This is a genomic window from Pseudomonas allokribbensis (assembly GCF_014863605.1).
GTDB classification, from domain to species: Bacteria; Pseudomonadota; Gammaproteobacteria; order Pseudomonadales; family Pseudomonadaceae; genus Aquipseudomonas; species Aquipseudomonas allokribbensis.
Genome location: NZ_CP062252.1, coordinates 2,042,731 through 2,069,593, shown reverse-complemented (window position 1 = coordinate 2,069,593; position 26,863 = coordinate 2,042,731). Strand labels below are relative to the sequence as shown.

The 26,863-nt window shown below is 61.2% G+C and carries 25 protein-coding genes; 17 read left to right on the top strand and 8 right to left on the bottom strand.

Annotation, left to right across the window (positions count from 1 at the left end; translation table 11 throughout):
* Window positions 1-1,026: 1,026 nt before the first annotated feature.
* Complete coding sequence (locus IF199_RS09515; RefSeq protein ID WP_192560191.1) at window positions 1,027-1,707, bottom strand: alpha/beta family hydrolase; 681 nt, start codon at window positions 1,705-1,707, stop codon at window positions 1,027-1,029.
* Window positions 1,708-1,802: 95 nt separating this feature from the next.
* Here IF199_RS09515 and ccoN (IF199_RS09510) point away from each other — a divergent pair, with 95 nt between their 5' ends.
* The 14 genes from ccoN (IF199_RS09510) (at window position 1,803) to hemN (ending at window position 16,102) form a co-directional block, all read left to right on the top strand.
* A complete protein-coding gene (ccoN, locus tag IF199_RS09510; protein ID WP_007960356.1) occupies window positions 1,803-3,227 on the top strand; it encodes a cytochrome-c oxidase, cbb3-type subunit I in 1,425 nt (474 codons plus the stop codon).
* A gap of 10 nt (window positions 3,228-3,237) precedes the next feature.
* A complete protein-coding gene (gene ccoO, locus IF199_RS09505; protein ID WP_007960355.1) occupies window positions 3,238-3,846 on the top strand; it encodes a cytochrome-c oxidase, cbb3-type subunit II in 609 nt (202 codons plus the stop codon).
* Window positions 3,847-3,851: 5 nt separating this feature from the next.
* On the top strand, window positions 3,852-4,049 hold the full coding sequence (locus IF199_RS09500) for a cbb3-type cytochrome oxidase subunit 3 (protein ID WP_064378782.1): 198 nt from the start codon (window positions 3,852-3,854) through the stop codon (window positions 4,047-4,049).
* Window positions 4,046-4,996: a cytochrome-c oxidase, cbb3-type subunit III gene (gene ccoP / locus IF199_RS09495; RefSeq protein WP_192560190.1), complete on the top strand. Its 951-nt coding sequence runs from the start codon at window positions 4,046-4,048 to the stop codon at window positions 4,994-4,996. The genes IF199_RS09500 and ccoP (IF199_RS09495) overlap by 4 nt, the downstream gene beginning before the upstream one ends.
* 484 nt (window positions 4,997-5,480) lie before the next feature.
* The gene (gene ccoN, locus IF199_RS09490) at window positions 5,481-6,923 is read left to right on the top strand and encodes a cytochrome-c oxidase, cbb3-type subunit I (protein ID WP_085711942.1); all 1,443 of its coding nucleotides are present in this window, start codon (window positions 5,481-5,483) and stop codon (window positions 6,921-6,923) included.
* On the top strand, window positions 6,923-7,531 hold the full coding sequence (gene ccoO, locus IF199_RS09485) for a cytochrome-c oxidase, cbb3-type subunit II (protein ID WP_007905434.1): 609 nt from the start codon (window positions 6,923-6,925) through the stop codon (window positions 7,529-7,531). Before ccoN (IF199_RS09490) ends, ccoO (IF199_RS09485) begins: the two co-directional genes overlap by 1 nt.
* Before the next feature lie 5 nt (window positions 7,532-7,536).
* The gene (locus IF199_RS09480) at window positions 7,537-7,722 is read left to right on the top strand and encodes a CcoQ/FixQ family Cbb3-type cytochrome c oxidase assembly chaperone (RefSeq protein ID WP_003175465.1); all 186 of its coding nucleotides are present in this window, start codon (window positions 7,537-7,539) and stop codon (window positions 7,720-7,722) included.
* Window positions 7,719-8,702 (top strand): cytochrome-c oxidase, cbb3-type subunit III, encoded by a 984-nt coding sequence (ccoP, locus tag IF199_RS09475; RefSeq protein ID WP_192560189.1) that lies wholly within the window; start codon window positions 7,719-7,721, stop codon window positions 8,700-8,702. The genes IF199_RS09480 and ccoP (IF199_RS09475) overlap by 4 nt, the downstream gene beginning before the upstream one ends.
* Before the next feature lie 592 nt (window positions 8,703-9,294).
* On the top strand, window positions 9,295-10,710 hold the full coding sequence (ccoG, locus tag IF199_RS09470) for a cytochrome c oxidase accessory protein CcoG (RefSeq protein ID WP_192560188.1): 1,416 nt from the start codon (window positions 9,295-9,297) through the stop codon (window positions 10,708-10,710).
* Between the two features lie 11 nt (window positions 10,711-10,721).
* Window positions 10,722-11,261, top strand: coding sequence for a FixH family protein (locus tag IF199_RS09465; protein WP_102622556.1), 540 nt, complete (start codon window positions 10,722-10,724; stop codon window positions 11,259-11,261).
* Between the two features lie 11 nt (window positions 11,262-11,272).
* Window positions 11,273-13,723: a heavy metal translocating P-type ATPase gene (locus IF199_RS09460; protein WP_192560187.1), complete on the top strand. Its 2,451-nt coding sequence runs from the start codon at window positions 11,273-11,275 to the stop codon at window positions 13,721-13,723.
* 22 nt (window positions 13,724-13,745) lie between these two features.
* Entirely contained in the window at window positions 13,746-13,958 is a 213-nt protein-coding gene (gene ccoS, locus IF199_RS09455; RefSeq protein WP_007951659.1) for a cbb3-type cytochrome oxidase assembly protein CcoS, read from the top strand.
* Entirely contained in the window at window positions 13,951-14,634 is a 684-nt protein-coding gene (locus IF199_RS09450) for a sulfite exporter TauE/SafE family protein (protein WP_039770036.1), read from the top strand. The genes ccoS and IF199_RS09450 overlap by 8 nt, the downstream gene beginning before the upstream one ends.
* Window positions 14,635-14,719: 85 nt before the next feature.
* Window positions 14,720-16,102: an oxygen-independent coproporphyrinogen III oxidase gene (gene hemN, locus IF199_RS09445; RefSeq protein ID WP_096822490.1), complete on the top strand. Its 1,383-nt coding sequence runs from the start codon at window positions 14,720-14,722 to the stop codon at window positions 16,100-16,102.
* Here hemN and IF199_RS09440 read toward each other — a convergent pair.
* Window positions 16,099-16,581, bottom strand: coding sequence for a hypothetical protein (locus IF199_RS09440; RefSeq protein ID WP_096822491.1), 483 nt, complete (start codon window positions 16,579-16,581; stop codon window positions 16,099-16,101). The genes hemN and IF199_RS09440 overlap by 4 nt on opposite strands.
* Window positions 16,582-16,736: 155 nt before the next feature.
* Between IF199_RS09440 and fnr the strand changes: the two genes are divergently transcribed.
* Window positions 16,737-17,471 (top strand): fumarate/nitrate reduction transcriptional regulator Fnr, encoded by a 735-nt coding sequence (fnr, locus tag IF199_RS09435; protein WP_007951654.1) that lies wholly within the window; start codon window positions 16,737-16,739, stop codon window positions 17,469-17,471.
* Between the two features lie 78 nt (window positions 17,472-17,549).
* The gene (locus tag IF199_RS09430; protein ID WP_003223345.1) at window positions 17,550-18,098 is read left to right on the top strand and encodes an adenine phosphoribosyltransferase; all 549 of its coding nucleotides are present in this window, start codon (window positions 17,550-17,552) and stop codon (window positions 18,096-18,098) included.
* Window positions 18,099-18,242: 144 nt separating this feature from the next.
* Here the strand turns inward: IF199_RS09430 and IF199_RS09425 are convergent, their stop codons facing one another.
* From IF199_RS09425 to dnaX, 5 genes are all read right to left on the bottom strand, one after another.
* Window positions 18,243-19,391: an acyl-CoA dehydrogenase family protein gene (locus IF199_RS09425; protein ID WP_192560186.1), complete on the bottom strand. Its 1,149-nt coding sequence runs from the start codon at window positions 19,389-19,391 to the stop codon at window positions 18,243-18,245.
* A 71-nt stretch (window positions 19,392-19,462) separates the two neighbouring features.
* Window positions 19,463-20,065, bottom strand: coding sequence for a recombination mediator RecR (gene recR, locus IF199_RS09420; protein ID WP_192560185.1), 603 nt, complete (start codon window positions 20,063-20,065; stop codon window positions 19,463-19,465).
* A 66-nt stretch (window positions 20,066-20,131) separates the two neighbouring features.
* Window positions 20,132-21,166: an NADP-dependent oxidoreductase gene (locus IF199_RS09415; RefSeq protein WP_192560184.1), complete on the bottom strand. Its 1,035-nt coding sequence runs from the start codon at window positions 21,164-21,166 to the stop codon at window positions 20,132-20,134.
* A 147-nt stretch (window positions 21,167-21,313) separates the two neighbouring features.
* Window positions 21,314-21,652: a YbaB/EbfC family nucleoid-associated protein gene (locus tag IF199_RS09410; protein WP_007951650.1), complete on the bottom strand. Its 339-nt coding sequence runs from the start codon at window positions 21,650-21,652 to the stop codon at window positions 21,314-21,316.
* 67 nt (window positions 21,653-21,719) lie between these two features.
* Window positions 21,720-23,804 (bottom strand): DNA polymerase III subunit gamma/tau, encoded by a 2,085-nt coding sequence (gene dnaX, locus IF199_RS09405; RefSeq protein ID WP_192560183.1) that lies wholly within the window; start codon window positions 23,802-23,804, stop codon window positions 21,720-21,722.
* A 145-nt stretch (window positions 23,805-23,949) separates the two neighbouring features.
* Here dnaX and IF199_RS09400 point away from each other — a divergent pair, with 145 nt between their 5' ends.
* Window positions 23,950-24,699: a substrate-binding periplasmic protein gene (locus tag IF199_RS09400; protein WP_192560182.1), complete on the top strand. Its 750-nt coding sequence runs from the start codon at window positions 23,950-23,952 to the stop codon at window positions 24,697-24,699.
* A 22-nt stretch (window positions 24,700-24,721) separates the two neighbouring features.
* Here IF199_RS09400 and IF199_RS09395 read toward each other — a convergent pair whose 3' ends face one another.
* On the bottom strand, window positions 24,722-26,677 hold the full coding sequence (locus tag IF199_RS09395; RefSeq protein WP_192560181.1) for a hypothetical protein: 1,956 nt from the start codon (window positions 26,675-26,677) through the stop codon (window positions 24,722-24,724).
* Between the last annotated feature and the right edge of the window lie 186 nt (window positions 26,678-26,863).

Sequence of the window (26,863 nt, the reverse complement as noted above, 5' to 3'; positions counted from 1 at the left end):
CATGCGCGGGTTGGTAGACCGGTCAAATCGGGAAACCCGGCGCTCACAGAGGAGCCCCACGCATGCCCACCATACAAAGCCATACCCAAAAAAGAGACGGCATTTAGGGTGTCGCTACAACGACAATTTGAGACGGGCTACCAAACCCCATCACTGTTTTTCAGTGACAGGGAAACGATATAGCCCGCCCCATAGCCGCGTAAGCCGGCGGATTCTGGCGTACGCGTAGGCAATGACGCAAGGTGTTGTAGCCCTTGTGGCGTAACGGTTCGTGTACTTTAAACGTGGTCACGCGATCTTGTTTATTCGCTGGAAATGCCGGGTTGTGGGAGCTTTCAGTTTTGGTGGCTTGTCAGTGAAACCTTCCCCCTCACCCTAGCCCTCTCCCCGAGGGAGAGGGGACTGACCGAGGTGTTTGGACGAGGTACGCCGACGTGGGATACCGAGGTGAACTCAGGTTTTTGAAAGCACCTCAATCTGCCTCTCACCTAAGGGAGAGGGACTGACCGAGGTGTTTGGGCGAGGTACGCCGACGTGGGATACCGAGTTGAACTCAGGTTTTGAACAGCACTTCAATCGGCCCTTAACCACTCAAAACGATGAGCGTTAGCTCGAGTACCGCTTTTGATCTTGATCCACGGGCGACGTCGGAAGGCTGAGTGGAGGGATTTATCCGGGGGTGGGAGCGCAGCGACCGTTTGGCGAAGCCAAACACATCGAGAGGAGGTGCAGCGAAGCAAACCGTAGGCGATGCCCCCCGGATGAATCCCGGAGCGAAGGAACCCCGAGCCTTAGCGAGCGGGCCGAACGTAGGAGCAAGCGTTTTTTTGCTTACTTTTTTTAGGCGTTTGTAAAAAAAGTGAGTCGCCGTAAGGGCGAAACCCTAGGTGGAATTAACCGCAGCAATGGATATGCACATAGATCGAAAAGTGTGCAACGTTCAAGATCTACCCCCTCACCCCAGCCCTCTCCCCCAAGGGGGCGAGGGGGAAAGGGAGCCGATCTTCATGCGGTTCAAAATCTCGATCAGCGCTTGAGAAACGCAGCAACTTTCTGCGCGGCGGTAGCCAAATGCTGCTCATGCGTAAATCCGGAAACCTTCAGCGGCTTCAAGTCATGATCCCCAGAAGCCAACCAAAACACCTCAATACTCGGCGATAGATCGTAAGCCCCGACAGCGTCCCGATTGCCAAGAGCATCGCGCTCGCCTTGCACAATCAACGTCCGAGTCTTTAACCCAGCCAGATGCTCAACCCGTGGTTTCTCAGGCTTACCCACTGCATAAAACGGATAACCCAGGCAAACCAACGCATCCGCGCCAAGCTCATCGGCAAGCAGACTCGCCATCCGCCCCCCCATCGACTTCCCGCCAACCGCCAAAACCCCAGCGACATGACGTCGCACTTCAGCGAAAACCTCACGCCAGCACTCCTGCAATTTCCCCGCAGGATTCGGCGGCCGCTTGACCCCATCAACCCGCCGCTGCGCCATATAAGGAAACTCAAACCGCAACACGTTCACCCCCAGCCCAGCAAGGCGCCCAGCCATATCGTTCATCCAGGCGCTATCCATCGGCGCCCCCGCCCCATGCGCCAGGATCAGCGTCGCCGAAGCCTCCCCAACAGCGGCATCCCAAAGCCACCCACGATCCCGCAGGCACTGCGCCCATTGATCCCCGTCAATACTGGCCTTGTGCTGTTTGTCCATGCTTGCCTCGCTTTTAGTCTGCCTATAACTCCAGGCGAAGGATTCGCGGCGTTTTCTGCGCGCGCTCACTTCGGCTGAACCGTGGATGGGGAACCATGAACACTTCTATCAGTACCGCCTACAACTACAAGGTGGTCCGCCAATTCGCCATTATGACGGTGGTGTGGGGCATCGTCGGCATGGGGCTCGGGGTTTTTCTCGCGGCTCAATTGGTCTGGCCCGAACTCAACTTCAACCTGCCGTGGACCAGCTTCGGACGCCTGCGCCCGCTGCACACCAACGCGGTGATCTTCGCGTTCGGCGGCTGTGCCTTGTTCGCCAGTTCGTTCTACTCGGTGCAGCGCACCTGCCAGACCCAACTGTTTGCGCCGAAAATTGCCGCCTTCTGCTTCTGGGGCTGGCAACTGGTGATCCTGCTGGCGGCCATCAGCCTGCCGCTGGGTTACACCAGTTCCAAGGAATACGCCGAGCTGGAATGGCCGATCGACATCCTGATCACCATCGTCTGGGTCGCCTACGCCATCGTGTTCTTCGGCACGATCATGCAGCGCAAGACCAAGCACATTTATGTGGGCAACTGGTTCTTCGGCGCGTTCATCATCACCGTGGCGATCCTGCACATCGTCAACAACCTTGAGTTGCCGGTGAGCTTCACCAAGTCCTACTCGGTGTACGCCGGCGCGACCGACGCGATGGTGCAATGGTGGTACGGCCACAACGCCGTAGGCTTTTTCCTCACCGCCGGTTTCCTCGGGATGATGTACTACTTCGTGCCGAAACAGGCCGAACGTCCGGTGTATTCGTATCGCCTGTCGATCGTGCACTTCTGGGCGCTGATCACTCTGTACATCTGGGCCGGCCCGCACCACTTGCACTACACCGCGCTGCCGGACTGGGCGCAGTCGCTGGGCATGGTGATGTCGCTGGTACTGCTGGCACCGAGCTGGGGCGGCATGATCAACGGCATGATGACCCTGTCGGGCGCCTGGCATAAGTTGCGCAGCGACCCGATCCTGCGCTTCCTCGTGGTGTCGCTGGCGTTCTACGGCATGTCGACCTTCGAAGGTCCGATGATGGCGATCAAGACCGTCAACGCCCTCTCCCACTACACCGACTGGACCATCGGCCACGTACACGCCGGCGCGCTCGGCTGGGTGGCGATGATTTCCATCGGCGCGCTGTACCACATGATCCCGAAAATCTTCGGCAAAGAGCAGATGCACAGCATCGGCCTGATCAATGCGCACTTCTGGCTCGCGACCATCGGCACCGTGCTCTACATCGCTTCGATGTGGGTCAACGGCATTGCACAAGGCCTGATGTGGCGCGCAGTGAACGAGGACGGCACGCTGACCTACTCCTTCGTCGAAACCCTGGTGGCCAGCCACCCTGGCTTCGTCGTGCGGCTGATTGGCGGGGCGATCTTCCTCAGCGGCATGTTCCTGATGGCTTACAACACCTGGCGCACCGTGCGGGCCTCGCAGCCTGCTGACGTCGTTGCTGCCGCGCAGATGGCCTGAGGAGTCCGCCATGAAACACGAAACGATTGAAAAGAACGTCGGCCTGCTGATGCTGCTGATGGTGTTCGCCGTGAGCATCGGCGGCCTGACCCAGATCGTCCCGCTGTTCTTCCAGGACGTGACCAACAAACCGGTGGAAGGCATGAAGCCCTACACCGCGCTGCAACTGGAAGGCCGTGACATCTACATCCGCGAAGGCTGCGTCGGCTGCCACTCGCAGATGATCCGTCCGTTCCGCGCCGAAACCGAACGCTACGGCCACTACTCGGTGGCCGGTGAAAGCGTGTGGGATCACCCGTTCCTGTGGGGCTCGAAACGTACCGGTCCGGACCTGGCCCGGGTTGGCGCGCGCTACTCGGATGACTGGCACCGTGCGCACTTGTACAACCCGCGCAACGTTGTGCCGGAATCGAAAATGCCGGCCTACCCATGGCTGGTCACCCAACCGGTCGACAGCAGCCACACCGAAACCAAGCTCAAGGTCATGCGCACCCTCGGCGTGCCGTACACCGATGACGACATCAGCGGCGCGGTGGCCAGCCTCAAGGGCAAGACCGAAATGGACGCCCTCGTCTCCTACCTGCAGGTGCTTGGCACTGCGATCAAGAGCAAGAGGTGAGCCCGATGGTCATTGAAATGAGCGCGGGGCTGATACGCGGCCTCGGCACGGTCGTGGTGTTCGTGGCCTTCGTCGGCCTGACCCTGTGGGTGTTCAACCGCAAGCGCACGCCGGAATTCGCCGAAGCGCGCCTGCTGCCGTTTGCCGACGAGCCGCAACCCGACCCAACCCAAGCATCTGAAACAAGGAGTACCCGGCCATGACCACCTTCTGGAGTACGTGGATCTGCGTACTGACCATCGGCAGCCTGATCGGCCTGACCTGGCTGCTGGTCGGCACCCGTCGGGGCGAGACCAAGGGCAGCGTCGACCAGACCATGGGCCACAGCTTCGACGGCATCGAGGAGTACGACAACCCGCTGCCGCAGTGGTGGTTCATGCTGTTCGCCGGCACGCTGGTGTTTTCCGTGGGCTATCTGATCCTTTACCCGGGTCTCGGTAACTGGAAAGGCATCCTGCCCGGCTACGAGGACGGCTGGACCGGCGTCCACGAGTGGGAAAAGGAAATGAGCAAGGCTGACGCCAAGTTCGGGCCGATCTTCGCCAAATTCGCCGCGATGCCGGTGGAAGAAGTGGCGAAGGATCCGCAGGCGCTGAAAATGGGCGGCCGTCTGTTCGCGTCCAACTGCTCGGTGTGCCACGGCTCGGACGCCAAGGGTGCCTTCGGCTTCCCTAACCTCGCCGACCAGGACTGGCGCTGGGGCGGCAGTGCCGAGACGATCAAGACCACCATCATGGGTGGCCGGATCGCGGCGATGCCGGCCTGGGGCGAGTCGCTCGGTGAGGCGGGTGTGAAAAACGTCGCGGCGTACGTGCGTCACGAGCTGGCCGGACTGCCACTGCCGGCGGACAACAAGGCCGACCTGCAAGCAGGACAGCAAACGTTCAGCACCATGTGCGTAGCCTGTCATGGGGCAACCGGCCAGGGCACTGAAGCCATGGGTGCGCCGAATCTGACGCACCCGGCCGGTTTCATCTATGGCACCAGCCTGACCCAGCTTGAACAGACCATTCGCCATGGTCGTCAGGGCCACATGCCGGCTCAGAACGAGCTGCTGGGTAACGATAAAGTGCAATTGCTGGCGGCTTATGTGTACAGCCTTAGCCATGGATTGAATACAGAAAAACTGATTACTGAAGACAATAAATAGTAGTCATTGAGTACAACACTGCCGCACGTTTCCAGTGCGGCAGTTTCCAGCCTCTTTGCGACGCATTGTCGCACCCCATCACCCCCTCTCCTTTCGGTTACCCGGATTCGGGTCTACGCTTGCTCGATGCGGACTGGCCCGTGCCGGTTCCAGGTCGACCCTGAGCGAGGCGTTGAACGAATCGGCTGACTGACATGGCCGCAAAGGCCGGTAGATACCGGCTGTCGTGCCGATTACCGTCCGTCACCCGAACCGAGCGTTCGAACACACCCCGTTACATCCGACCGGGACCCCTCGCTTTTTTCGTCCGCTGCGACATTTTGCCCGAGGGCAATTTTGTCCTTACGCGGCGCATGGAAAGGCCGCAGAATCAGCGTTGGAAAGCATTGACCCAGGTCATGGCGCGTTGCATTGACCCCCTGCTTTCTACATACTTGCGGCCGATTTTAATCCTAATAAAACACCCAAACCGTGGAACCTTAGAATGAGCACAGCAATCAGTCCGACTGCTTATAACTATAAGGTAGTCCGCCAGTTCGCCATCATGACGGTGGTCTGGGGGATCCTTGGCATGGGGCTCGGTGTCTTCATTGCCTCGCAACTGGTCTGGCCGGAGTTGAACTTCGGTCTGCCGTGGACGAGCTTTGGACGCCTGCGCCCGTTGCACACAAACCTGGTGATTTTCGCCTTCGGTGGTTGTGCACTGTTTGCCACTTCCTACTATGTCGTGCAGCGAACCTGCCAGACGCGACTGATTTCCGACAGCCTCGCGGCCTTCACCTTCTGGGGATGGCAAGCGGTCATCGTCGGCGCGATCATTACCCTGCCGCTGGGTTACACCACCACCAAGGAATACGCGGAACTGGAATGGCCCCTCGCCATTCTGCTGGCCATTGTCTGGGTCACCTACGGTCTGGTGTTCTTCGGCACCATCACCAAGCGCAAGACCAAACACATCTACGTGGGTAACTGGTTCTACGGCGCGTTCATCGTCGTGACCGCGATGCTGCACATCGTCAACCACGCCTCGCTGCCGGTCAGCTTCTTCAAGTCCTACTCGGCCTATGCCGGTGCGACCGACGCGATGATCCAGTGGTGGTACGGCCACAACGCCGTGGGTTTCTTCCTGACCACCGGCTTCCTGGGGATGATGTACTACTTCGTGCCGAAACAGGCCGAACGTCCGATCTACTCCTATCGCCTGTCGATCGTGCACTTCTGGGCGCTGATCACCCTGTACATCTGGGCCGGCCCGCACCACCTGCACTACACCGCGCTGCCGGACTGGGCGCAATCGCTGGGCATGGCGATGTCGATCATCCTGCTGGCACCAAGCTGGGGCGGCATGATCAACGGCATGATGACCCTGTCGGGCGCCTGGCATAAGCTGCGCACCGACCCGATCCTGCGTTTCCTCGTGGTCTCCTTGGCGTTCTACGGCATGTCGACCTTCGAAGGTCCGATGATGGCGATCAAGACCGTCAACTCGCTCTCGCACTACACCGACTGGACCATCGGCCACGTACACGCCGGCGCGCTCGGCTGGGTAGCGATGATCTCGATCGGCGCGATCTACCACATGATCCCGAAACTGTTCGGCCGTGCGCAGATGCACAGCGTCGGTCTGATCAACGCGCACTTCTGGCTCGCGACCATCGGTACCGTGCTGTACATCGCTTCGATGTGGGTCAACGGCATCACTCAAGGCCTGATGTGGCGTGCAATCAACGACGACGGCACCCTCACCTACTCGTTCGTTGAAGCGCTGCAGGCCAGCCACCCTGGCTACATCGTTCGTGCCCTGGGCGGTGCGTTCTTCGCCAGCGGCATGTTCCTGATGGCCTACAACGTGTGGCGCACCGTTCGCGCCTCGGACCCGGCTGAAGCTGAAGCCGCCGCCAAGATCGCCGTAGTTGGAGCTCACTGATGAAGCATGAAGCTGTCGAGAAGAATATTGGCCTGCTGGCCTTCTTCATGGTCATCGCCGTCAGCGTCGGTGGCCTGACCCAAATCGTTCCGCTGTTTTTCCAGGACGTCACCAACAAGCCGGTCGAAGGCATGAAGCCGCGCACCGCCCTTGAACTGGAAGGCCGCGACGTTTACATCGCCAACGGCTGTGTCGGCTGCCACTCGCAGATGATCCGTCCGTTCCGTGCCGAAACCGAACGCTACGGCCACTACTCGGTCGCCGGTGAAAGCGTCTGGGATCACCCGTTCCTGTGGGGTTCCAAACGTACCGGCCCGGACCTGGCCCGTGTCGGCGGTCGTTACTCCGATGACTGGCAGCGTGCGCACTTGTACAACCCGCGCAACGTTGTGCCTGAGTCGAAAATGCCGGCTTACCCGTTCCTCGTGGAAAACAAGCTCGACGGCAAAGACACGGCCAAGAAAATGGAAGTGTTGCGCACGCTCGGCGTCCCTTACACCGACGAAGACATTGCCGGTGCAAAAGACGCTGTGAAGGGTAAAACCGAAATGGACGCGCTGGTGGCCTATCTGCAAGGCCTGGGCACCATCATCAAAAGCAAACGGTGATCTGGATGGATATCGGGATGATTCGAGGCCTGGGCACCGTTGTCGTGATGGTTGCCTTCATCGGTCTGGCGTTGTGGGTGTTCAGCCCCAAGCGCAAGTCGGAGTTTGAAGACGCGACCTTGCTGCCCTTCGCGGATGATCCCGAAGCCATCAAGCACGTCGAGCAAGCTTCTAGGAGTAACAAAGAATGACTACATTCTGGAGTCTGTACGTCACAGTCCTCAGTCTCGGTACGATCTTTTCCCTGACCTGGCTGTTGCTGTCGACCCGCAAGGGTCAGCGCGCCGAGCAGACCGACGAGACGGTCGGCCACTCCTTCGACGGGATCGAGGAGTACGACAACCCGCTGCCGAAATGGTGGTTCATGCTGTTCGTGGGCACCATCGTCTTCGCTCTGGGTTATCTGGTGCTGTACCCGGGCCTGGGCAACTGGAAAGGTCTGCTGCCGGGCTACAACTACCTCGATAACGACAAGCAGACCGCGTTCGCCAACGGCCAGACCGGCTGGACCGGCGTTCACGAGTGGGAAAAGGAAATGGCTCGTTCGGACGCCAAGTTTGGTCCGATCTTCGCCAAGTTCGCCGCCATGCCGATCGAAGAAGTAGCGAAGGATCCGCAAGCCCTGAAGATGGGCGGCCGTCTGTTCGCCTCCAACTGCTCGGTCTGCCACGGTTCCGACGCCAAGGGCGCTTATGGTTTCCCTAACCTGACCGACGCCGACTGGCGCTGGGGCGGCGAGCCGGAAACCATCAAGACCACCATCATGGGCGGTCGTCACGCCGTGATGCCAGCCTGGGCTGAAGTCATTGGTGAGCAAGGCGTAGCCGACGTGGCGGCATTCGTGCTGACCAACCTCGATGGCCGCAAGCTGCCGGAAGGCACCAAGGCTGACCCGGTTGCCGGCCAGAAACTGTTCGCGACCAACTGCGTGGCCTGCCACGGTCCGGAAGGCAAAGGCACGCCAGCAATGGGCGCACCCAACCTGACTCACCCGGCCGCGTTCATCTACGGTTCGAGCTTCGCGCAACTGCAGCAGACCATCCGTTACGGCCGTCAGGGCCAGATGCCTGCCCAGGAACAACTGCAAGGCAACGACAAGGTTCACCTGCTGGCGGCTTATGTTTACAGCCTGTCCCATGGTGAAAAAGCACCGGAAGCCGAGGCTCAGTAAGGCCAACGCTTGAAGCAAAAGAACGGCCCCGCCAATGAGAATTGGCGGGGCCGTTTGCATTCTGGCCTTTCATGATTTGAGACGAATGCTCAATGGACGCTTAATGAGGTGCCCTGTAGCTTGTCGTTCGACACACGGACCTCAAGGAAGAAAACCAATGCGAGAATCTGATCACGACTGCGTTCAACTCCATGACGATTTCCTTTACATCTATCCGGAAGTTCAAACCACACCTACAGAGCCCCCTGCCAACGACAAAACAAAAACAGTCGAACGCGCCAAGAAGAGTAACGGCAGCGGACTGGACAGTCTCGGAGGTGGAAAACTGGTTTGATGCCGCTCCAGACAGTCATGTCAGCGCATTCCGGGGGCTCGTTCGCGAGAACGGGAGCAAGGATCGTCTATAGTCAATTGATCTGCATCATGCTTTGTTACATTCGCTACACCATTCAAGATTTTTCCCCAACGCGACCAAAGGTCGCACCCGTTCGTCGGCATGACAGGCGTATCATTGCGCCACCGCAACACCCCTTTTTGACCCCGGCCGGCACGTATCGACCGAGGCATTTTTCCACTGCCGTGGGATGCAATGATGAGTAATCAGATTCCGGTACACGACGTCACGCCCCCCAACAAGAACGCGAACAACAGCGTCGACCTTTACGCCTCTCGAGAAAAAATCTACACCCGTGCTTTCACCGGCCTGTTCCGCAATCTGCGGATGATGGGCGGCGCTGCCTTGTTCCTGTTGTATTTCGGAACGGTCTGGCTGAACTGGGGCGGCCATCAGGCGGTGTGGTGGAACCTGCCGGAACGCAAGTTCTTCATCTTCGGCGCGACCTTCTGGCCGCAGGATTTCATTCTGCTCTCGGGCCTGCTGATCATTGCCGCGTTCGGCCTGTTCTTCATCACGGTGTATGCCGGCCGGGTCTGGTGCGGCTATACCTGTCCGCAAAGCGTGTGGACATGGATTTTCATGTGGTGCGAGAAGGTCACCGAAGGCGACCGCAACCAGCGCATCAAGCTCGACAAGGCGCCGATGAGCGCCAACAAATTCCTGCGCAAATTCTCCAAGCACGCACTGTGGCTGCTGATCGGTTTCGTCACCGGCATGACCTTTGTCGGCTACTTCTCGCCGATCCGCGAACTGGTGTTCGAGTTCTTCACCGGCCAGGCCGATGGCTGGTCGTATTTCTGGGTCGGTTTCTTCACCCTCGCCACGTACGGCAACGCCGGTTGGCTGCGTGAGCAGGTGTGCATCTACATGTGTCCGTATGCGCGCTTCCAGAGCGTGATGTTCGACAAGGACACCCTGATCGTTTCCTACGACCCGCGTCGCGGCGAAAGCCGTGGCCCGCGCAAGAAAGGCGTCGACTACAAGGCTCAGGGCCTGGGCGACTGCATCGACTGCACCATGTGCGTCCAGGTTTGCCCGACCGGCATCGACATCCGCGACGGCCTGCAGATCGAGTGCATCGGCTGCGCCGCGTGCATCGACGCCTGTGACAGCATCATGGACAAAATGGATTACCCGCGCGGGCTGATCAGCTACACCACCGAACACAACCTGTCCGGCCAGAAGACCCATAAACTGCGTCCACGCCTGATCGGTTATGCCGTGGTGCTGCTGGCGATGATCAGTCTGCTGGTGACGGCCTTCTTCATGCGTTCGCTGGTAGGCTTCGACGTCAGCAAGGATCGTGTGCTGTACCGTGAAAACGCGGAAGGCCGGATCGAAAACGTCTACAGCCTGAAGATCATGAACAAGGATCAGCGCGACCACACTTACGTGCTGGAAGCCGCCGGATTGCCGGATCTGCGCCTGCAAGGCAAGCGCGAGATCAAGGTGCCGGCCGGGGAAATCTTCAGCATGCCGGTCGAGCTGTCGAGCGCGCCCGAACAACTGCCGTCGAGCACCAACGAGGTGAAATTCATCCTCAAGGATGCCGATGACGACAGCGTCCACGTAGAAGCCAAGAGCCGGTTCATCGGCCCACAAAATCGTTGAGAGAACTGAACATGCCCGCAGCAAACGCCGCAAGCCCTTGGTACAAGCATCTCTGGCCATGGATCATCATCGGGATTCTGGCCTGCTCGGTGACCCTGACGCTGTCCATGGTGACCATTGCGGTAAACAACCCGGACAACCTGGTCAACGACAACTACTACGAGGCCGGCAAAGGCATCAACCGTTCGCTGGATCGCGAACTGCTGGCGCAGAACCTGAAGATGCGCGCTGCCGTGCATCTGGATGACGTCACCGGTGAAGTCGATCTGCGGTTGAGCGGCAACAGCCAGCCGAAGACCCTTGAGCTGAACCTGATCTCGCCGACCCAGCCGGACAAGGATCGCAAGATTGTCCTGACCCGCAGTGAAACCGAAACCGGCCGCTATATTGGCCAGTTGAGCGACAAGATCGAAGGCCGGCGCTTTGTGGAACTGCTGGGTTCGCAGGACGATCACGTGTGGCGGATGTTTGAAGAAGAAGTAGTCAGCCATGACAAGGATTTGTTGTTGGGTGATGAACCGCTGCAAGGTGCTGAAGACCTGAAGAAATAAGCCTGTTCCTGATGACCACCCCACTCCCCTGCTACCACTGTGCCCTGCCCGTTCCGACGGGCAGCCGCTTCACCGCCGTCGTCCTCGGGGAGTCCCGCGAGTTCTGCTGCCCCGGCTGTCAGGCCGTGGCCGAAGCCATCGTCGCTGGCGGGCTGGAAAGTTATTACCAGCACCGCAGCGAAGCCTCGGCCAACCCCGAAGCATTGCCGGTGCAACTGGTGGATGAGCTGGCGCTGTACGACCGCGCCGACGTGCAACAACCTTTCGTTCGCCACGAAGGCGAACTGGCCGAAACCACCCTGTTGATGGAAGGCATCAGTTGCGCCGCGTGCGGCTGGCTGATCGAGAAACACCTGCGCACGCTGCCCGCCGTGGCCGAGGCGCGGTTGAACCTGTCCAACCATCGCTTGCACGTGCGCTGGGCTGACGCCCAATTGCCGCTGAGCCAGATCCTCGGCGAACTGCGCCACATCGGCTACGCCGCGCACCCGTATCAGGCCGACCGCGCCAGCGAACAACTGGCCAGCGAAAACCGCCTCGCCCTGCGCCAACTCGGGGTCGCCGGGCTGCTGTGGTTCCAGGCGATGATGGCGACCATGGCGACATGGCCGGAATTCAACATCGACCTCAGCCCCGAGTTGCACACCATCCTGCGCTGGGTCGCGCTGTTCCTCACCACACCGATCGTGTTCTACAGCTGCGCACCGTTTTTCAAAGGCGCCATGCGCGATTTACGCACTCGCCACCTGACCATGGACGTCTCGGTCTCGCTGGCGATCGGTGCGGCTTATGTCGCCGGGATCTGGACCTCGATCACCGGGGTCGGCGAGCTGTATTTCGACGCGGTGGGCATGTTCGCCCTGTTCCTGTTGGCCGGGCGCTATCTGGAACGCCGCGCCCGGGAACGCACCGCCGCTGCCACCGCGCAACTGGTCAATCTATTGCCGGCTTCGTGCCTGCGCCTCGACGACGCCGGCCAGAGCGAACGCATCCTGCTCAGCGAACTGCGCCTTGGTGACCGGGTGCTGGTTCAACCGGGTTCTGTGCTGCCGGCGGACGGCAAGATCCTCGACGGCCAGTCGAGTATTGATGAGTCGCTGCTGACCGGCGAATACCTGCCACAGCCGCGCACATTGGGCGATGCAGTCACCGCCGGCACGCTGAATGTGGAAGGTGCGCTGACCGTCGAAGTGCAGGCGCTGGGTCAGGACACGCGGTTGTCGGCCATCGTCCGCCTGCTGGATCGCGCCCAGGCGGAAAAACCTCGGCTGGCGGAAATCGCCGACCGCGCCGCGCAGTGGTTCCTGTTGCTGTCGTTGATCGCCGCGGCCGCCATCGGCCTGTTGTGGTGGGAGCTGGATTCGTCGCGGGCGTTCTGGATCGTCCTCGCAATGCTGGTCGCCACCTGCCCGTGCGCGCTGTCGCTGGCGACGCCGACCGCCCTCACCGCCGCCACCGGCACCCTGCACAAACTCGGCCTGCTGCTCACGCGCGGTCATGTGCTGGAAGGCCTGAACCAGATCGACACCGTGATCTTCGACAAGACCGGCACCCTCACCGAGGGGCGTCTGGTGCTGCGTTCGATACGCCCGCTCGGCGCACTCGACAGCGATCAGTGCCTGAGCCTGGCCGCCGCGCTGGAAAACCGCTCGGAACACCCGATTGCCCGGGCCTTTGGTCGGGCGCCGCTGGCCGCTGAAGAGGTTCACAGCACTCCGGGGCTGGGGCTTGAAGGATTGGTCGGAGCACAGCGCTTGCGTATCGGTCAGGCCGATTTTGTCTGCGACCTGAGCGGCGCGCCTGTACCGTCGATGCCCGATGAACCGGGCCAATGGTTGTTGCTCGGTGACGCTCAGGGGCCGCTGGCCTGGTTCGTCCTTGATGATCGCCTGCGCGCCGACGCCCCGGCCCTGCTCGCCGCGTGCAAGGCGCGCGGCTGGCACACGCTGCTGCTGTCGGGCGACAGTTCGCCGATGGTCGCCAGTGTCGCTGCCGAACTGGGCATCGACGAGGCCCGGGGCGGTCTGCGTCCGGACGACAAGCTGCAAGTGCTGCAACAACTGCACAAGGACGGCCGCAAGGTGTTGATGCTTGGCGACGGGGTCAACGACGTGCCGGTATTGGCTGCCGCCGACATCAGCGTGGCGATGGGCTCGGCCACTGATCTTGCGAAAACCAGTGCCGATGCGGTGTTGCTGTCCAACCGTCTCGACGCCCTCGTACAAGCCTTCTCGCTCGCCCGTCGCACACGGCGGGTGATCATCGAGAACCTGTTGTGGGCCGCGCTGTACAATGGCCTCATGTTGCCGTTCGCCGCCCTCGGCTGGATCACTCCGGTGTGGGCCGCCGTCGGCATGTCGATCAGTTCGCTGACCGTGGTGCTCAACGCCCTGCGCCTGACTCGCCTGCCGAGTGCGCCGGCCGTCAGCGCCTCGTCAGAAACCCGCCCGCTGCCGGCCTGAGCCGCGCGGGCATGGAGTACAGATGCCAGCTCTCTACGTGATGATCCCGGCCGCGCTGCTGATCGTGGCCATCGCCGTCTACATCTTCTTCTGGGCGGTGGACAGCGGCCAGTACGACGACCTCGACGGCCCCGCCCACAGCATCCTGTTCGACGACCAGGACCCGAACCACACCGCTGCGGTGGACGAAGCCAACCCGGCCAAACCGGACGACAAGGCGCCGCCCCATGCTTGAACTGGCGCCGCTGTTGGTGTCTGCGTTGATTCTCGGCCTGCTCGGTGGCGGGCATTGCCTGGGCATGTGCGGCGGCCTGATGGGCGCGCTGACCCTGGCGATTCCCAAGGAACAACGCAGCCGACGCTTTCGATTGCTGCTGGCCTACAACCTCGGACGAATCCTCAGCTATGCCACTGCGGGACTGCTGATCGGGCTGGCCGGCTGGGCCGTCGCCAACAGTCCTGCGGCGTTGTTCATGCGCGTGCTCGCCGGGTTGCTGCTGATCGCCATGGGCTTGTACCTGGCGGGCTGGTGGAGCGGCCTGACCCGCATCGAAAGCCTGGGTCGCGGACTGTGGCGTTACATTCAACCTGTCGCCAATCGTCTGCTGCCGGTGTCGAGTCTGCCCCGGGCGCTGCTGCTCGGCGCGCTGTGGGGCTGGCTGCCGTGCGGGCTGGTTTACAGCACGTTGCTGTGGTCGGCCAGCCAGGGCAATGCACTGGACAGTGCCTTGCTGATGCTCGCCTTCGGGCTCGGCACCTGGCCGGTATTGCTGGCGACCGGCCTCGCGGCCGAGCGGGTCACAGCGCTGTTGCGCAAACGCAGCGTGCGCATGGCTGGTGGATTGCTGGTGATCCTGTTCGGCATCTGGACCCTGCCGGGGCCGCACCAGCACTGGCTGATGGGCCACTGATCCAGGCTTGATGCAAATCAAGATGCCCCTCCGCGCCCTCCCCTAGACTCGCTCACACTGCCAGCCTATCCGGGGGAATGCCCGCATGCTCGACGCCATTCGTTGGGACACCGATTTGATCCGCCGCTACGACCTGGCGGGGCCGCGCTACACCTCGTACCCGACGGCCGTGCAATTCAACAGTCAGGTCGGCACCTTCGACCTGTTCCATGCCCTGCGCGACAGCCGCAAGGCCCTGCGCCCGTTGTCGCTGTACGTGCACGTGCCGTTCTGCGCGAACATTTGCTACTACTGCGCCTGCAACAAGGTCATCACCAAGGATCGCGGCCGCGCCCTACCGTACCTGCAACGGCTCGAACAGGAAATCCAGCTGATCGCCTGCCACCTCGACCCGGCGCAGAAAGTCGAACAACTGCACTTCGGCGGCGGCACCCCGACCTTTCTCAGCCACGACGAATTGCGGCAGTTGATGGCGCACCTGCGCAAACATTTCAATCTTCTGGATGACGATTCTGGCGATTACGGCATTGAGATCGACCCGCGCGAAGCCGACTGGTCGACCATGGGCCTGCTGCGTGAGCTGGGCTTCAACCGGGTCAGCATCGGTCTGCAGGATCTCGACCCGGCGGTGCAACGGGCGGTCAATCGCCTGCAAAGCCTGGAAGAAACCCGCGCGGTGATCGACGCGGCACGCACCCTGCAATTTCGCTCGATCAACATCGACCTGATCTACGGTTTGCCCAAGCAGACCCCGGACAACTTCGCCCGTACCGTCGAGGAAGTCATCAGTCTGCAACCGGATCGGCTGTCAGTATTCAACTACGCGCACCTGCCGGAACGCTTCATGCCGCAGCGACGGATCAACGGCAACGAACTGCCGAGCCCGACGCAGAAACTGGAAATGCTGCAACGCACCATCGAACAACTGACTGCCGCCGGCTATCGCTACATCGGCATGGACCACTTCGCCCTGCCCGACGATGAACTGGCGATTGCCCAGGAAGAATCGACCCTGCAACGCAACTTCCAGGGCTACACCACCCATGGTCATTGCGACCTGATCGGTCTGGGCGTATCGGCCATCAGCCAGATCGGCGACCTGTACTGCCAGAACAGCAGCGACCTCAATCAATACCAGAACACCCTGGCTGGCGCGCAACTGGCCACCAGCCGTGGCCTGGTGTGCAACGCTGACGATCGCCTGCGTCGCGCAGTGATTCAGCAACTGATCTGCAATTTCAGCCTGGATTTCGCCGAGATCGAGCGCAGTTTCAACATCGATTTCCAGGGCTACTTCGGCGCGCTCTGGCCGCAGTTGCAAGGCATGGCAAAGGACGGGTTGATCGAACTGGATCGCGAACGAATCAGCGTGCTGCCGGCCGGGCGCCTGCTGGTGCGTTCGGTGTGCATGGTGTTCGACGCTTATCTGGAACAGCAGAACCGCCAGCGTTTCTCGCGGGTGATCTAGCTTTTCATCAGCAAGGTATTGGTTTTCAGGTTCTGGTCCGCGGTCAGGCCCGATTGATCGATGACCTTGGCCAAGGACAGATTGGCGGTAATGAGACCGTTGTTGAGGGCAGAAATGGCGCCTTTGAGGGCAGCGATCTTGGCGAATCGCTCTTCGTTGGAGAGGGTCTTGTTGGCCATCAGCGCGTTGATCTGGGCGTTCTTTTCGGCGATCTGCTGGCGCAACTTGCGAATCATCTTCAGCAATTGCTGGACGTTTTCCGGCAAGCCGCTTTCATCGATATCGCTGTTTTTCCCGCCGACACCGGCGGATTTTGCAATGGCGGCACCGGACAGCGACACTTTGACGCCCTCGACCAAGGTCGGGGTTCCCAACAATGCCGCGTCTGTGCCGGACTCATCGTCAACGGAGGTTTCAGCACTTTCCAGCAACGACGCAACGCCACTGTTACCGGGGGTCAGCGTGCCAATAGCAGTCATCGAAGCGGTTCCTTGCATGCCGTCAGATACCTGTTTATCGGCCGTCATCCCTGCGGCTTTATGCCGTGGGAGCAATCTCGCCACAGGCTGGCCTGAATGTCCTCCCCTGGGTTACCCTTACGCCTTATGTGTGTTTTCCCACAAGGATTTAAGAAATGTCCGAGCCAGTTAAACTGCGCGCTCACAACCAGGCTAATTGCAAGGATTGCAGCCTGGCCCCTCTCTGCCTGCCACTTTCGCTGAATCTGGAAGACATGGATGCGCTGGACGAAATCGTTAAACGTGGCCGCCCGTTGAAAAAGGGTGAGTTCCTGTTCCGCCAGGGCGACACCTTCGATTCCGTTTATGCAGTACGCTCCGGCGCCCTGAAGACCTTCAGCCTGAGCGATACCGGCGAAGAACAACTCACGGGTTTCCACCTGCCGAGCGAACTGGTCGGGCTGTCCGGCATGGACACCGAGAAACACCCGGTCTCCGCCCAGGCTCTGGAAACCACCTCGGTCTGCGAGATTCCGTTCGAACGCCTCGACGAACTGGCCCTGCAACTGCCGCAGCTGCGCCGTCAGTTGATGCGCGTGATGAGCCGCGAAATTCGCGACGACCAGCAAATGATGTTGCTGCTGTCGAAGAAAACCGCCGACGAGCGCATCGCCACGTTCCTGGTCAACCTGTCGGCCCGCTTCCGCGCTCGCGGGTTCTCGGCCAACCAGTTCCGTTTGAGCATGTCGCGCAATGAAATCGGCAACTACCTGGGGCTGGCGGTGGAAACCGTGTCCCGGGTCTTCACCCGCTTCCAGCAAAACGAACTGATCGCCGCCGAGGGCAAGGAAATCCATATCCTCGACCCGATCCAGCTCTGCGCCCTGGCCGGTGGCTCGCTCGAAGTCTGATCTCGACCCGCGGCCGAGCGTATCGTTTCAGCCGCGGGTATACTGCGCCGTTTGCAGCCCTGCCAGGACACCTCGACGATGGTCTTCGACTCCTTCGACATCAAATCCCTGATCCGCCCTGTGATCGATTTCCCGAAACCGGGCGTGATTTTTCGCGACATCACCCCGCTGTTCCAGTCGCCCAAGGCCCTGCGCCTGGTGATGGACAGCTTCGCCCACCGCTATGTGGAAGCCGACTTCACCCACATCGGCGCGATGGATGCGCGGGGCTTTCTGATCGGTTCGGTGCTGGCGTATCAGTTGAACAAGCCGCTGGTGCTGTTCCGCAAGCAAGGCAAACTGCCGGCGGACGTACTGGCTGAAGGCTACGCGACCGAATACGGCGAAGCGTTCCTCGAAGTGCACGCCGACAGCCTGTGTGAAGGCGACTCGGTGGTGATGTTCGATGACCTGATCGCCACCGGCGGCACGCTGATCGCAGCGGCCAACCTGATCCGCCGCATGGGCGCCCGCGTTCACGAAGCAGCGGCGATCATCGACCTGCCGGAACTGGGTGGTTCGCAGCGTCTTGAGGACATGGGCATTCCTACGTTCTGCCTGACGCAGTTTGCGCTGACCGACAAGTAAGCAACCCCGCTCCGCGACTCCCGATCGTTCCCACGCTCCGCGTGGGAATGCCTCAACGGACGCTCCGCGTTCGGCTTTGGAAGGGACGCGGAGCGTCCCGGACTGCATTCCCACGCAGAGCGTGGGAACGATCAGTCACAAAATCTAAAGCCCCATCTGTTTGCTGATGATCTCGTTCATCACTTCCCGCGTCCCGCCGCCAATCGACAAGATGCGGTTATCCCGATACAGCCGCTCCACCAGGCTTTCGCGCATATAACCCAGCCCGCCGAGTATCTGCACCGCTTCCGTGGTGATGCGGTCCGAGGTGTCCGTGGCGAAGTTCTTGGCCATGGAGATTTCCCTGATCACGCTCTGCCCCGCCGCCATCTTCGCCGCCTGCCGGTAGGTGAACTCCCGCGAGACTTCCAGCGCCGTGGCCATTTCCGCGAGGCGATGCTTGATCACCTGGAACTTGCCGATGGGTTTGCCGAACGCTTCACGCTCCCGCGCCCACTTCAGGCTTTCTTCCAGCGCCAGTTGCGCGGTCATGTTGGCCATCAACGCCAACGCCAGACGCTCGCTCTGAAAGTTGCCCATGATGCAGGCGAACCCCATGTTCTCCGCGCCGATCAGGTTTCCCACAGGCACCCGGCAATCATCGAAGAACAATTCAGCCGTGTCCGACGCCCACCAACCCATTTTCTTCAGCTGCCGACCGACGGTAAAACCCGGCGTGCCCTTCTCGATCAACAGCAGGCTGATGCCGCCAAACCCGGGCGCACCGGTACGCACCGCGACGGTGTAGTAATCCGCGCGTACGCCACTGGTGATAAAGGTTTTGCTGCCGCTGACCCGGTAATGATCGCCGTCGCGGATGGCGCGGGTCTGCAGGTTGGCGACGTCAGAACCGCCGCCCGGCTCGGTGACGGCCAATGCGCTGATTTTCTCGCCACTGAGCACTTGAGGCACGACGCAATCACGCACTTCGGGCCGGGCCCATTTGACGACTGGCGGTAGACCGATATCGAGCGAACCGAGCCCGGCCACCAACCCGCCGGAGCCACAGCGCATCAGTTCTTCACTGGCGGCGATCTTGGCGAACAGATCACCTTCGTGACTGCCACCCAGCGCTTCGGGATAACCGATGCCGAGGATGCCGGCCGCACCGGCCTTCAGGTACAGCTCACGAGGGAAGCTTTCGGCTTCTTCCCACGCATCGATGTCCGGCAGGATCTCGCGTTCGACGAAACGTCTGACGCTGTCGCGGACCATTTGGTGGCTGGGGTCGAAGTATTCCTGGAAGGCGGGCATCGGCGAACTCCATGGAAGGGTTCGCCGAACTTAACCGAGCGCTTGCTTGGTTTTCAACAGGATTGTGTGGTTCAGAGGGAAATCGGCTTGCGCCCGGCAAACGAGTGAGCCAGCGTGCCGCCGTCCACCAGTTCCAGCTCGCCACCCAACGGCACACCGTGAGCGATGCGCGAGGCGATCAGGCCTTTGTTGTTGAGCAATTGCGCGATGTAGTGAGCCGTCGCTTCACCTTCCACGGTCGGGTTGGTGGCAAGGATGACCTCGGTGAAGGTGCCCGCCTCTTCGATTCGCGTCATCAACTGCGGAATGCCGATGGCCTCCGGGCCGAGCCCGTCCAGCGGCGACAGATGCCCCTTGAGCACGAAATAGCGACCCCGGAACCCGGTCTGCTCGACCGCGTACACGTCCATCGGACCTTCCACCACGCACAGCAGCGTGTCGTCACGGCGTGTGTCGGCGCATTGCGGGCACAGATCGTCTTCGGTCAGCGTGCGGCACTGGCGGCAGTGTCCGACCCCTTCCATGGCCTGGCTCAAGGCCTGGGCCAGGCGCGTGCCGCCGCTGCGGTCACGTTCGAGCAACTGCAACGCCATACGCTGGGCAGTTTTCTGACCCACGCCCGGCAGAACTCGCAGGGCGTCGATCAGTTGGCGAATCAAAGGGCTGAAGCTCATGGGGAAAAAGTCCGACAAAACAACGAGACGCGGTTTATACCCGCGCCTCCGGCCAGCGTCAAATCCTCAGTCCTGGGCGACCCGCACCACCAGTTTGCCGAAGTTGCGCCCCTCCAGCAGCCCGATAAACGCTTGCGGCGCTTGCTCCAGGCCATCGACCACGTCTTCGCGGAATTTCACCTTGCCCTCGCGCACCCACGGCACCATGGCGCTGATGAATTCCGGCTGACGGTCGCCATAGTCGTCGAACACGATGAAGCCCTGAATGCGTACGCGTTTGGTCAGCAGGGTACGCTGCAACATCGGCAAGCGATCCGGACCTTTCGGTACTTCAGTGGCGTTGTAGCCGGCAATCAGGCCACACAGCGGGATCCGTGCCTTGGGATTGAGCAGCGGGACGACCGCATCGAAGACATGGCCGCCGACGTTTTCGTAATAGACGTCGATGCCTTTCGGGCAGGCCTTGGCCAGTTGCTCGGCGAAGTCAGACGCCTTGTGATCGATACAGGCGTCGAAACCCAGCTCCTCGACCACGTATTTGCACTTCTCTGCACCGCCGGCCACGCCGACGGCGCGCAGGCCTTTGATCTTCGCCACCTGCCCGACCACCGAACCTACTGCGCCAGAAGCGGCGGCGACCACCAGGGTCTCCCCTGCCTTCGGCTGGCCGATGTCCATCAGCCCCATGTAAGCGGTCAAGCCCGGCATGCCCAGCACGCCGAGGGCCATCGACGGGCTCGGCAGCCCCGACGGGATCGGGATGATGTTGCGCCCGTCGCTGATGCTGTGGCTTTGCCAACCCGTGGCGCCGACCACCAGATCGCCGACCTGGAATTTTGGATGACGCGACTGCTCGACCCGGCTGACAGCCCCACCGGTCATCACCTCGCCGATTTGTACCGGCGCCGCGTAGGACGGTGCGTCACTCATGCGCCCGCGCATGTAGGGATCGAGTGACAGGTGAAGGGTCTTGAGCAGCAACTGGCCGTCTTCAAGCGCCGGCAGCGCTTCGCGCTCCAGACGGAAATTCTCGGGTGTTGGCGCGCCCACCGGACGCGAGGCCAGCACGATGCGTTGATTGAGGGTCAGGGGGTCGGACATGTCAGCGTCTCCTTTGAATAATGAATTCGGGGTATAGGGAGCAGACCTTGGTGGCTGTGGCGCGTTCGATGCTTCTTCAGCCAGAAACAAAAATGCCAGGCGCGATGCCTGGCATTTTTTGTAGCTCATCCAATCCGCAAAGGCGAATCAGAACGGCAGTTTCATACCGGCCGGCAGGTTCATGCCAGCGGTCATGCTGCCCATCTTGGCCTGGCTGTTGGCTTCGATCTGACGCACGGCAGCGTTGACGGCAGCGGCCACCAGATCTTCGACCACTTCACGGTCGTCTTCGTCCAGGCCCGGCAGAACGCTTGGGTCGATGCTGACTTTTTTCACGTCGTGACGACCGGTCATCACCACGGTGACCAGATCGCCACCGGCCTTACCGGTGACTTCTGCGTTGGCCAGCTCTTCCTGCATCTTGGCCATTTTTTCCTGCATCTGCTGCGCCTGCTTCATCAGGCCGGCCATGCCACCTTTCATCATGGTAATCACCTCAAAAGTACTTGGATCAATACAGCGTCCGGCGATTTGCGCCGAACGCCTTCAGTTATTAGCCCTGACTGACCAGGGCGTCGACAGGTTCAATAGTATCGTGTCGCACGACCGCGCCGAACTGCTGGACCATCTGCTGGATGAACGGATCGCCATGGATCGACTCCTCCGCCTCGCGCTGACGGTTGGCACGGCGCCGGGACGCAGCCTGGGCCGGGGTTTCCTGCTCGGGCTTGATCAGCTCCATGCTCAGGTTCAGCGTGCGGCCGTGGTACTGGTTCAATGCATCGTTCAGCCGACGCTGCTGGGTGGCGTTGAACAAGGCGCTATGAGCCGGGTCCAGGTGCATCAGCCAGTTGTCGCCATCGACCGCGATCAGCGTGCAGTTGGCGGCGATACTGCCGGTCATGCCGGAAATCGGCAGTTTCGGGAACAGCTCCAGCCATTGCAGGGCCAGACCGGTGGCCGGCGCGGCGGCGGGTTCCGGCTCGGGCTCCGGGACCGGATCGGCCGCGTGTTCGCTGGCCAGATCGTCGAGGTAACTGTAGGCCGAATCCATGTCCGGCTCGATGTAGTCTTCGTCGAGCGGCGGCTCGTCGTCCATATCCATGCCCGGCGTGGCGGCATCGACCTCGGCCACCGACGGCTCGGGGATCGGCGCGGCGGCCCACTCCGGCGCATCCGGCACGACGCTGTCCGGGGTCGGCAGCGGCATCGGCGGCAGGTCAGGCTGCTCGGCGGTGGTTTCCAGAACCGGCTCTACCGCTGGCTGTTGCACAGGAGCCGGTTCTACCGGGTCATTCCACGGCAGATCGACGATTTCCTCGACGGCGACCGGTTCTGGTTCCGGCTCAGGCACGGGTTCAGGCGCAATCACCGGGGCAACCGGTGCGGGCTCGGGAACAGGCGCTGGCGCAGGTGCAACCACCGGAGCCGGCGCAACAGCCGCAGCAACTACCGGCGCAGGTTTCGGCGCGGCAGCCACTGAGTTTGCGGAATCAACTGTGGCCTGGCTGATCCCCACTGGCTTTAGCGGTTGCCTCGGGGCGTCCGCCGTGTCCGCCGGCCGGAAGGCCAGCATCCGCAGCAGGACCATTTCGAATCCGCCACGCGGGTCTGGCGCCAGTGGCAAGTCGCGGCGGCCGATCAGGCCCATCTGGTAATAGAACTGCACGTCTTCGGCCGGCAAGGCCTGGGCCAGTGCCAGCACCCGGTCACGGTCGCCGTGGCCGTTGTCGACGCCTTCCGGCAAGGCCTGGGCGATGGCGACGCGGTGCAGCACGTTGAGAATTTCCGAGAGCACGCCGTTCCAGTCCGGCCCTTGCTCGGCCAGGTGACGCACGGCTTCGAGCAACGCCTTGGCGTCACCTTCGATCAGCGCATGCAACACGTCATAGACCTGGCCGTGATCCAGCGTACCGAGCATTGCCCGCACATCGGCGGCCAACACCTTGCCCTCACCGAAGGCGATGGCCTGATCGGTCAGGCTCATGGCGTCGCGCATCGAACCGTCGGCCGCGCGACCGAGCAGCCACAGGGCGTCGTCTTCGAACGGCACGTTTTCCGCGCCGAGAACGTGGGTCAAATGCTCGACTACCCGCTCGGGGGTCATGTTCTTCAGCGAGAATTGCAGGCATCGCGACAAAATCGTTGCCGGAAGTTTCTGCGGGTCGGTGGTCGCCAGGATGAACTTGACGTAGGGCGGCGGCTCTTCGAGGGTTTTCAGCAGCGCATTGAAGGAATGGCTGGAGAGCATGTGCACTTCGTCGATCAGGTAGACCTTGAAGCGCCCGCGGCTCGGGGCGTACTGCACGTTATCGAGCAGCTCGCGAGTGTCCTCGACCTTGGTCCGGCTCGCGGCGTCGATCTCGATCAGGTCGACGAAGCGCCCTTCATCGATCTCGCGGCACACCGAACACTCGCCGCACGGGCTTGAAGTGATACCTGTTTCACAGTTCAGACATTTGGCGATGATCCGCGCAATCGTCGTCTTGCCGACGCCCCGCGTCCCGGTGAACAGGTAGGCGTGGTGCAGGCGTTGGCTGTCCAAGGCATTGATCAGAGCCTTGAGCACATGGGTCTGGCCGACCATTTCGCGGAACGAGCGCGGACGCCATTTACGTGCAAGAACCTGATAACTCATCGAAAACCGTCGCGGCAAAGGAAGCAGAAGCGGCTAATGCTAGCGGAGCAAGGGCAAAATTGCATCCGGTGCGCTCTTCTATTCTGGCTAAGCTGCATGGGCGGAGGCTTTTGTCGGCACGGGAACGGGAATTACCGGAGCATTTATGCGGTGGGCCGTGGGGGCAATACTGGGAATCAGCCTGAACGCGATGGCCGCGCAGCCGCCGCTGCGCTTCGCCATGGCCGACAGCTGGGCGATGCCGCTGGCGCAATACGAACGCGGCCGCCCGACCCAGGGCATCCTTTACGACATGATGCTCAGCCTGGCGACCCAGGTCGGCGTGCCGGCGGAGTTTCACGTCCTGCCCCGCACCCGCGTGCAAAACACCATGGAACACGGCGAAGTCGACGTGCGCTGTTATGCCTCGCAATCGTGGCTGCCGAACCTGTCCGGGAATTACATCTGGAGCATCCCGCTGTTCTTCCAGCGCGACCTGCTGATCGGCCGCCAGGATCAACCCTCCAGCGTCGATCCGGCCCACCTGCCCCGCCAATCGATCGGCACCGTGCTCGGCTACAGCTACCCCACGCTGCAGCCGCTGTTCGACGCCGACCGGTTATGGCGCGAAGACGCGCGCAATCAGGAGCAGGTGCTCGACAAACTCCTGGCCGGTCGTTACCGCTACGCCGTGAGCAATCAATGGACGCTGGACTGGTTCAACCAGCGCCTGCTGCCGGGGCAGCAACTGCGAGGGGCGGCAGTGTTGCAGGAGCAGCAGGTCGGCTGCTACGTCCGCAACGATCCGAAAGTGCCGGTGCAGCGGATATTGAGGACGTTGCTGCAGATGAAAATGTCGGGGGAGATTGATGACATTATCCGGTTGTATACCGGTGGTTCGGAAGGCGCCCCATAACCCTGCGCAGTGAGCCGAATATTCAATGCCCCGCCGTATCGCGGAATTTCTGGTACTCGTGATACTCGACCCAGGCAACCACATCGTACGGCACGTAAAGCTTCAGCCTGGCGCGGGAAATGGCGATGTACACGGCGCAGATCCGCTGATCGAACGCATAGGCATCCTTGAATTTCTCGTTGGTCAGCAGGCCGGGGGTCAGCAGCACCTTGTCGAACTCCATGCCCCCCGCCTCTTCCGCCAGCATCAACATGCAGCCGTTGCCTGTGTTGTCGATCATTCGGTTCAGGCGTGTCAGGTCGGCAATCATGAAGCCGTTTTCCAGCTTGGCCCTGACCCGCAAAAACGACTCGTCGAACTGATTGGCGTCGCACACGGCCTGCCAGTCGGGCAAGTCGCTGAAGTAAGGATGCACGCCGTTTTCGCTGTATTCGGAGCGATAGAAATCCGGTTTGAACAGTTCGATGGCCGTAGCCATGAAATGCTTCAGATCATCCTGAGTTCGCTTGTCCGGGAATCTGAACTTGCAGTTGGAATCGTGCAGGTGGATGGCCCAGATCATGGTGTCCCACGGCGATGCCGTCAGCACCACGCAACCTTCGGACGGTACGAAACCTTCCGGGTACTCCTTGATGACGACATCAGCATCACTGGCGCCTTCGAACGGAATCTTGCCCTTCTGCGAGTGCCGGGCGATCAGCGGGTTGACCAGCCGTTCGACGTTGCGGCCCGAGCGCACGGAATAGCTGATATCGCTCTGGCGGACCTCGCGGTGGCGCTTGACCGGCACGCCGCTGGCCTGCTGGTACTCGTCGCCGAGGGTGATCAACACCTGGCGGCCACGTTCGATGATCTGCAACAGCGAGCCGGGAATGTCCTGACTCTCGTCGATCAGCACGTGGGTGTAGCGCGCCGGCACCACGCAACCGGCAATGCAGGCCCGCTTGATCATCAGTAGCGCTTCGAACCCGGTCTGACTGCCCCACGCCGGGTTGAGCTCAAGGTAGCCCCACACCCGGCTCGAATACTCCAGTAAAACCTGCGCGTCCACGCTGGAGAGCGGATGGTTGAAATGCGGTAGATGCTTCGCCGAAAAAGTGTGATCACGGAAACGGCAGTAGCGCTCGATCACTTTGAGGCAGAGCTCAAGGGTCGCCTGCCCGTCGTGGTGGCGGAAACCGAAGATGTTCAGTTCCTGCGCCAGCGCCTGTCGACTCGGGATTCGAGCCCCCTCCGCCGCAGGCCTGCGACCGAGCATCAGCGACTGGGCAAACGCCAGGAAGGTCTTGCCGGCCTTCTTCTCGCTCGGCCCCACCATGCGCTGGCGAAGGACTTCGAGCTTGGCCGGGGTGCGCGCCAGCAACAGGGTTTTTTCCGGGCGTAGATGCTCCAGCAAGGCCACCAGCAGATGGCTCTTGCCGATCCCCGCGTAACCTTGAACGTGGAGGTCTTCATCCAGGTTGGCGCGGAAGGTCCTGACCAGTTTGTCCTGCGCCGGGCTCAACCAGCGCTCGCGCTGCCGGGGCGTCACGATCTGTTGACTGAACGGGTCATGGCTGCGGTGGCGCCGGACTTTGTATTCGAAATCCCACTGACCATCGGGCAACAAATAGTCGCGTGCGGACACTTCTTCGGCCAGCAGAAAACGCAGGTTCAGTGGTTTGAGAACTTTCAGGCCGAAATACAGTTTGCGCGGATCGAACAGTCGCTGTGCTTCCGACAGCAGGCCCGCCGTTGTTGACTGCCGCTTTTCGGCAGCCCAAGACAAGAGCTTGGCCAGAATTTTCTCTGCCGCCACGGCGCCGAGATCCTGCTCTGTCGTTTGCACCAGATTCTGGATGACCAGCACTGCCGCCAATTCGGGATCGCTCAGGGCTTCGAGGGCTTTGGCGCCACTCGCCTGCAGCAGGTTCGCGCAGGTTTCATCCGTGACGGGCAAAAACACGGGGCTGGATAAATCGGAATGTTCCGGGAGCATAAAACCTCGCGGCCAGGGTGCAGACCTTACAAGGTCGATCCCGGCCAGACTCTTCATTTATTTCGGTGGCTGCGAGTATGCGGGATTGAAGAGCAAATGATTACCCCGTGTCGGCGCCCTCGCGAGCAGGGGGTTTGGGTACGAACCGCCAAATCGCAGGCATAAAAAAAACCGCAGTGGGCGAAA

Bases quoted from the DNA above. Each gene is read 5' to 3' on its own strand.
- hemN (WP_096822490.1), top strand. From the start codon at position 14,720: ATGCTCGACGCCATTCGTTGGGACACCGATTTGATCCGCCGCTACGAC.
- ccoO (WP_007905434.1), top strand. From the start codon at position 6,923: ATGAAGCATGAAGCTGTCGAGAAGAATATTGGCCTGCTGGCCTTCTTC.
- ccoG (WP_192560188.1), top strand. From the start codon at position 9,295: ATGAGTAATCAGATTCCGGTACACGACGTCACGCCCCCCAACAAGAAC.
- IF199_RS09400 (WP_192560182.1), top strand. From the start codon at position 23,950: ATGCGGTGGGCCGTGGGGGCAATACTGGGAATCAGCCTGAACGCGATG.
- ccoS (WP_007951659.1), top strand. From the start codon at position 13,746: ATGCCAGCTCTCTACGTGATGATCCCGGCCGCGCTGCTGATCGTGGCC.
- IF199_RS09415 (WP_192560184.1), bottom strand. From the start codon at position 21,166: ATGTCCGACCCCCTGACCCTCAATCAACGCATCGTGCTGGCCTCGCGT.
- IF199_RS09425 (WP_192560186.1), bottom strand. From the start codon at position 19,391: ATGCCCGCCTTCCAGGAATACTTCGACCCCAGCCACCAAATGGTCCGC.
- IF199_RS09465 (WP_102622556.1), top strand. From the start codon at position 10,722: ATGCCCGCAGCAAACGCCGCAAGCCCTTGGTACAAGCATCTCTGGCCA.
- IF199_RS09440 (WP_096822491.1), bottom strand. From the start codon at position 16,581: ATGACTGCTATTGGCACGCTGACCCCCGGTAACAGTGGCGTTGCGTCG.
- ccoP (WP_192560190.1), top strand. From the start codon at position 4,046: ATGACCACCTTCTGGAGTACGTGGATCTGCGTACTGACCATCGGCAGC.
- IF199_RS09395 (WP_192560181.1), bottom strand. From the start codon at position 26,677: ATGCTCCCGGAACATTCCGATTTATCCAGCCCCGTGTTTTTGCCCGTC.
- ccoO (WP_007960355.1), top strand. From the start codon at position 3,238: ATGAAACACGAAACGATTGAAAAGAACGTCGGCCTGCTGATGCTGCTG.
- IF199_RS09460 (WP_192560187.1), top strand. From the start codon at position 11,273: ATGACCACCCCACTCCCCTGCTACCACTGTGCCCTGCCCGTTCCGACG.
- ccoN (WP_007960356.1), top strand. From the start codon at position 1,803: ATGAACACTTCTATCAGTACCGCCTACAACTACAAGGTGGTCCGCCAA.
- IF199_RS09410 (WP_007951650.1), bottom strand. From the start codon at position 21,652: ATGATGAAAGGTGGCATGGCCGGCCTGATGAAGCAGGCGCAGCAGATG.
- IF199_RS09430 (WP_003223345.1), top strand. From the start codon at position 17,550: ATGGTCTTCGACTCCTTCGACATCAAATCCCTGATCCGCCCTGTGATC.
- fnr (WP_007951654.1), top strand. From the start codon at position 16,737: ATGTCCGAGCCAGTTAAACTGCGCGCTCACAACCAGGCTAATTGCAAG.
- ccoN (WP_085711942.1), top strand. From the start codon at position 5,481: ATGAGCACAGCAATCAGTCCGACTGCTTATAACTATAAGGTAGTCCGC.
- IF199_RS09480 (WP_003175465.1), top strand. From the start codon at position 7,537: ATGGATATCGGGATGATTCGAGGCCTGGGCACCGTTGTCGTGATGGTT.
- IF199_RS09450 (WP_039770036.1), top strand. From the start codon at position 13,951: ATGCTTGAACTGGCGCCGCTGTTGGTGTCTGCGTTGATTCTCGGCCTG.
- recR (WP_192560185.1), bottom strand. From the start codon at position 20,065: ATGAGCTTCAGCCCTTTGATTCGCCAACTGATCGACGCCCTGCGAGTT.
- ccoP (WP_192560189.1), top strand. From the start codon at position 7,719: ATGACTACATTCTGGAGTCTGTACGTCACAGTCCTCAGTCTCGGTACG.
- dnaX (WP_192560183.1), bottom strand. From the start codon at position 23,804: ATGAGTTATCAGGTTCTTGCACGTAAATGGCGTCCGCGCTCGTTCCGC.
- IF199_RS09515 (WP_192560191.1), bottom strand. From the start codon at position 1,707: ATGGACAAACAGCACAAGGCCAGTATTGACGGGGATCAATGGGCGCAG.
- IF199_RS09500 (WP_064378782.1), top strand. From the start codon at position 3,852: ATGGTCATTGAAATGAGCGCGGGGCTGATACGCGGCCTCGGCACGGTC.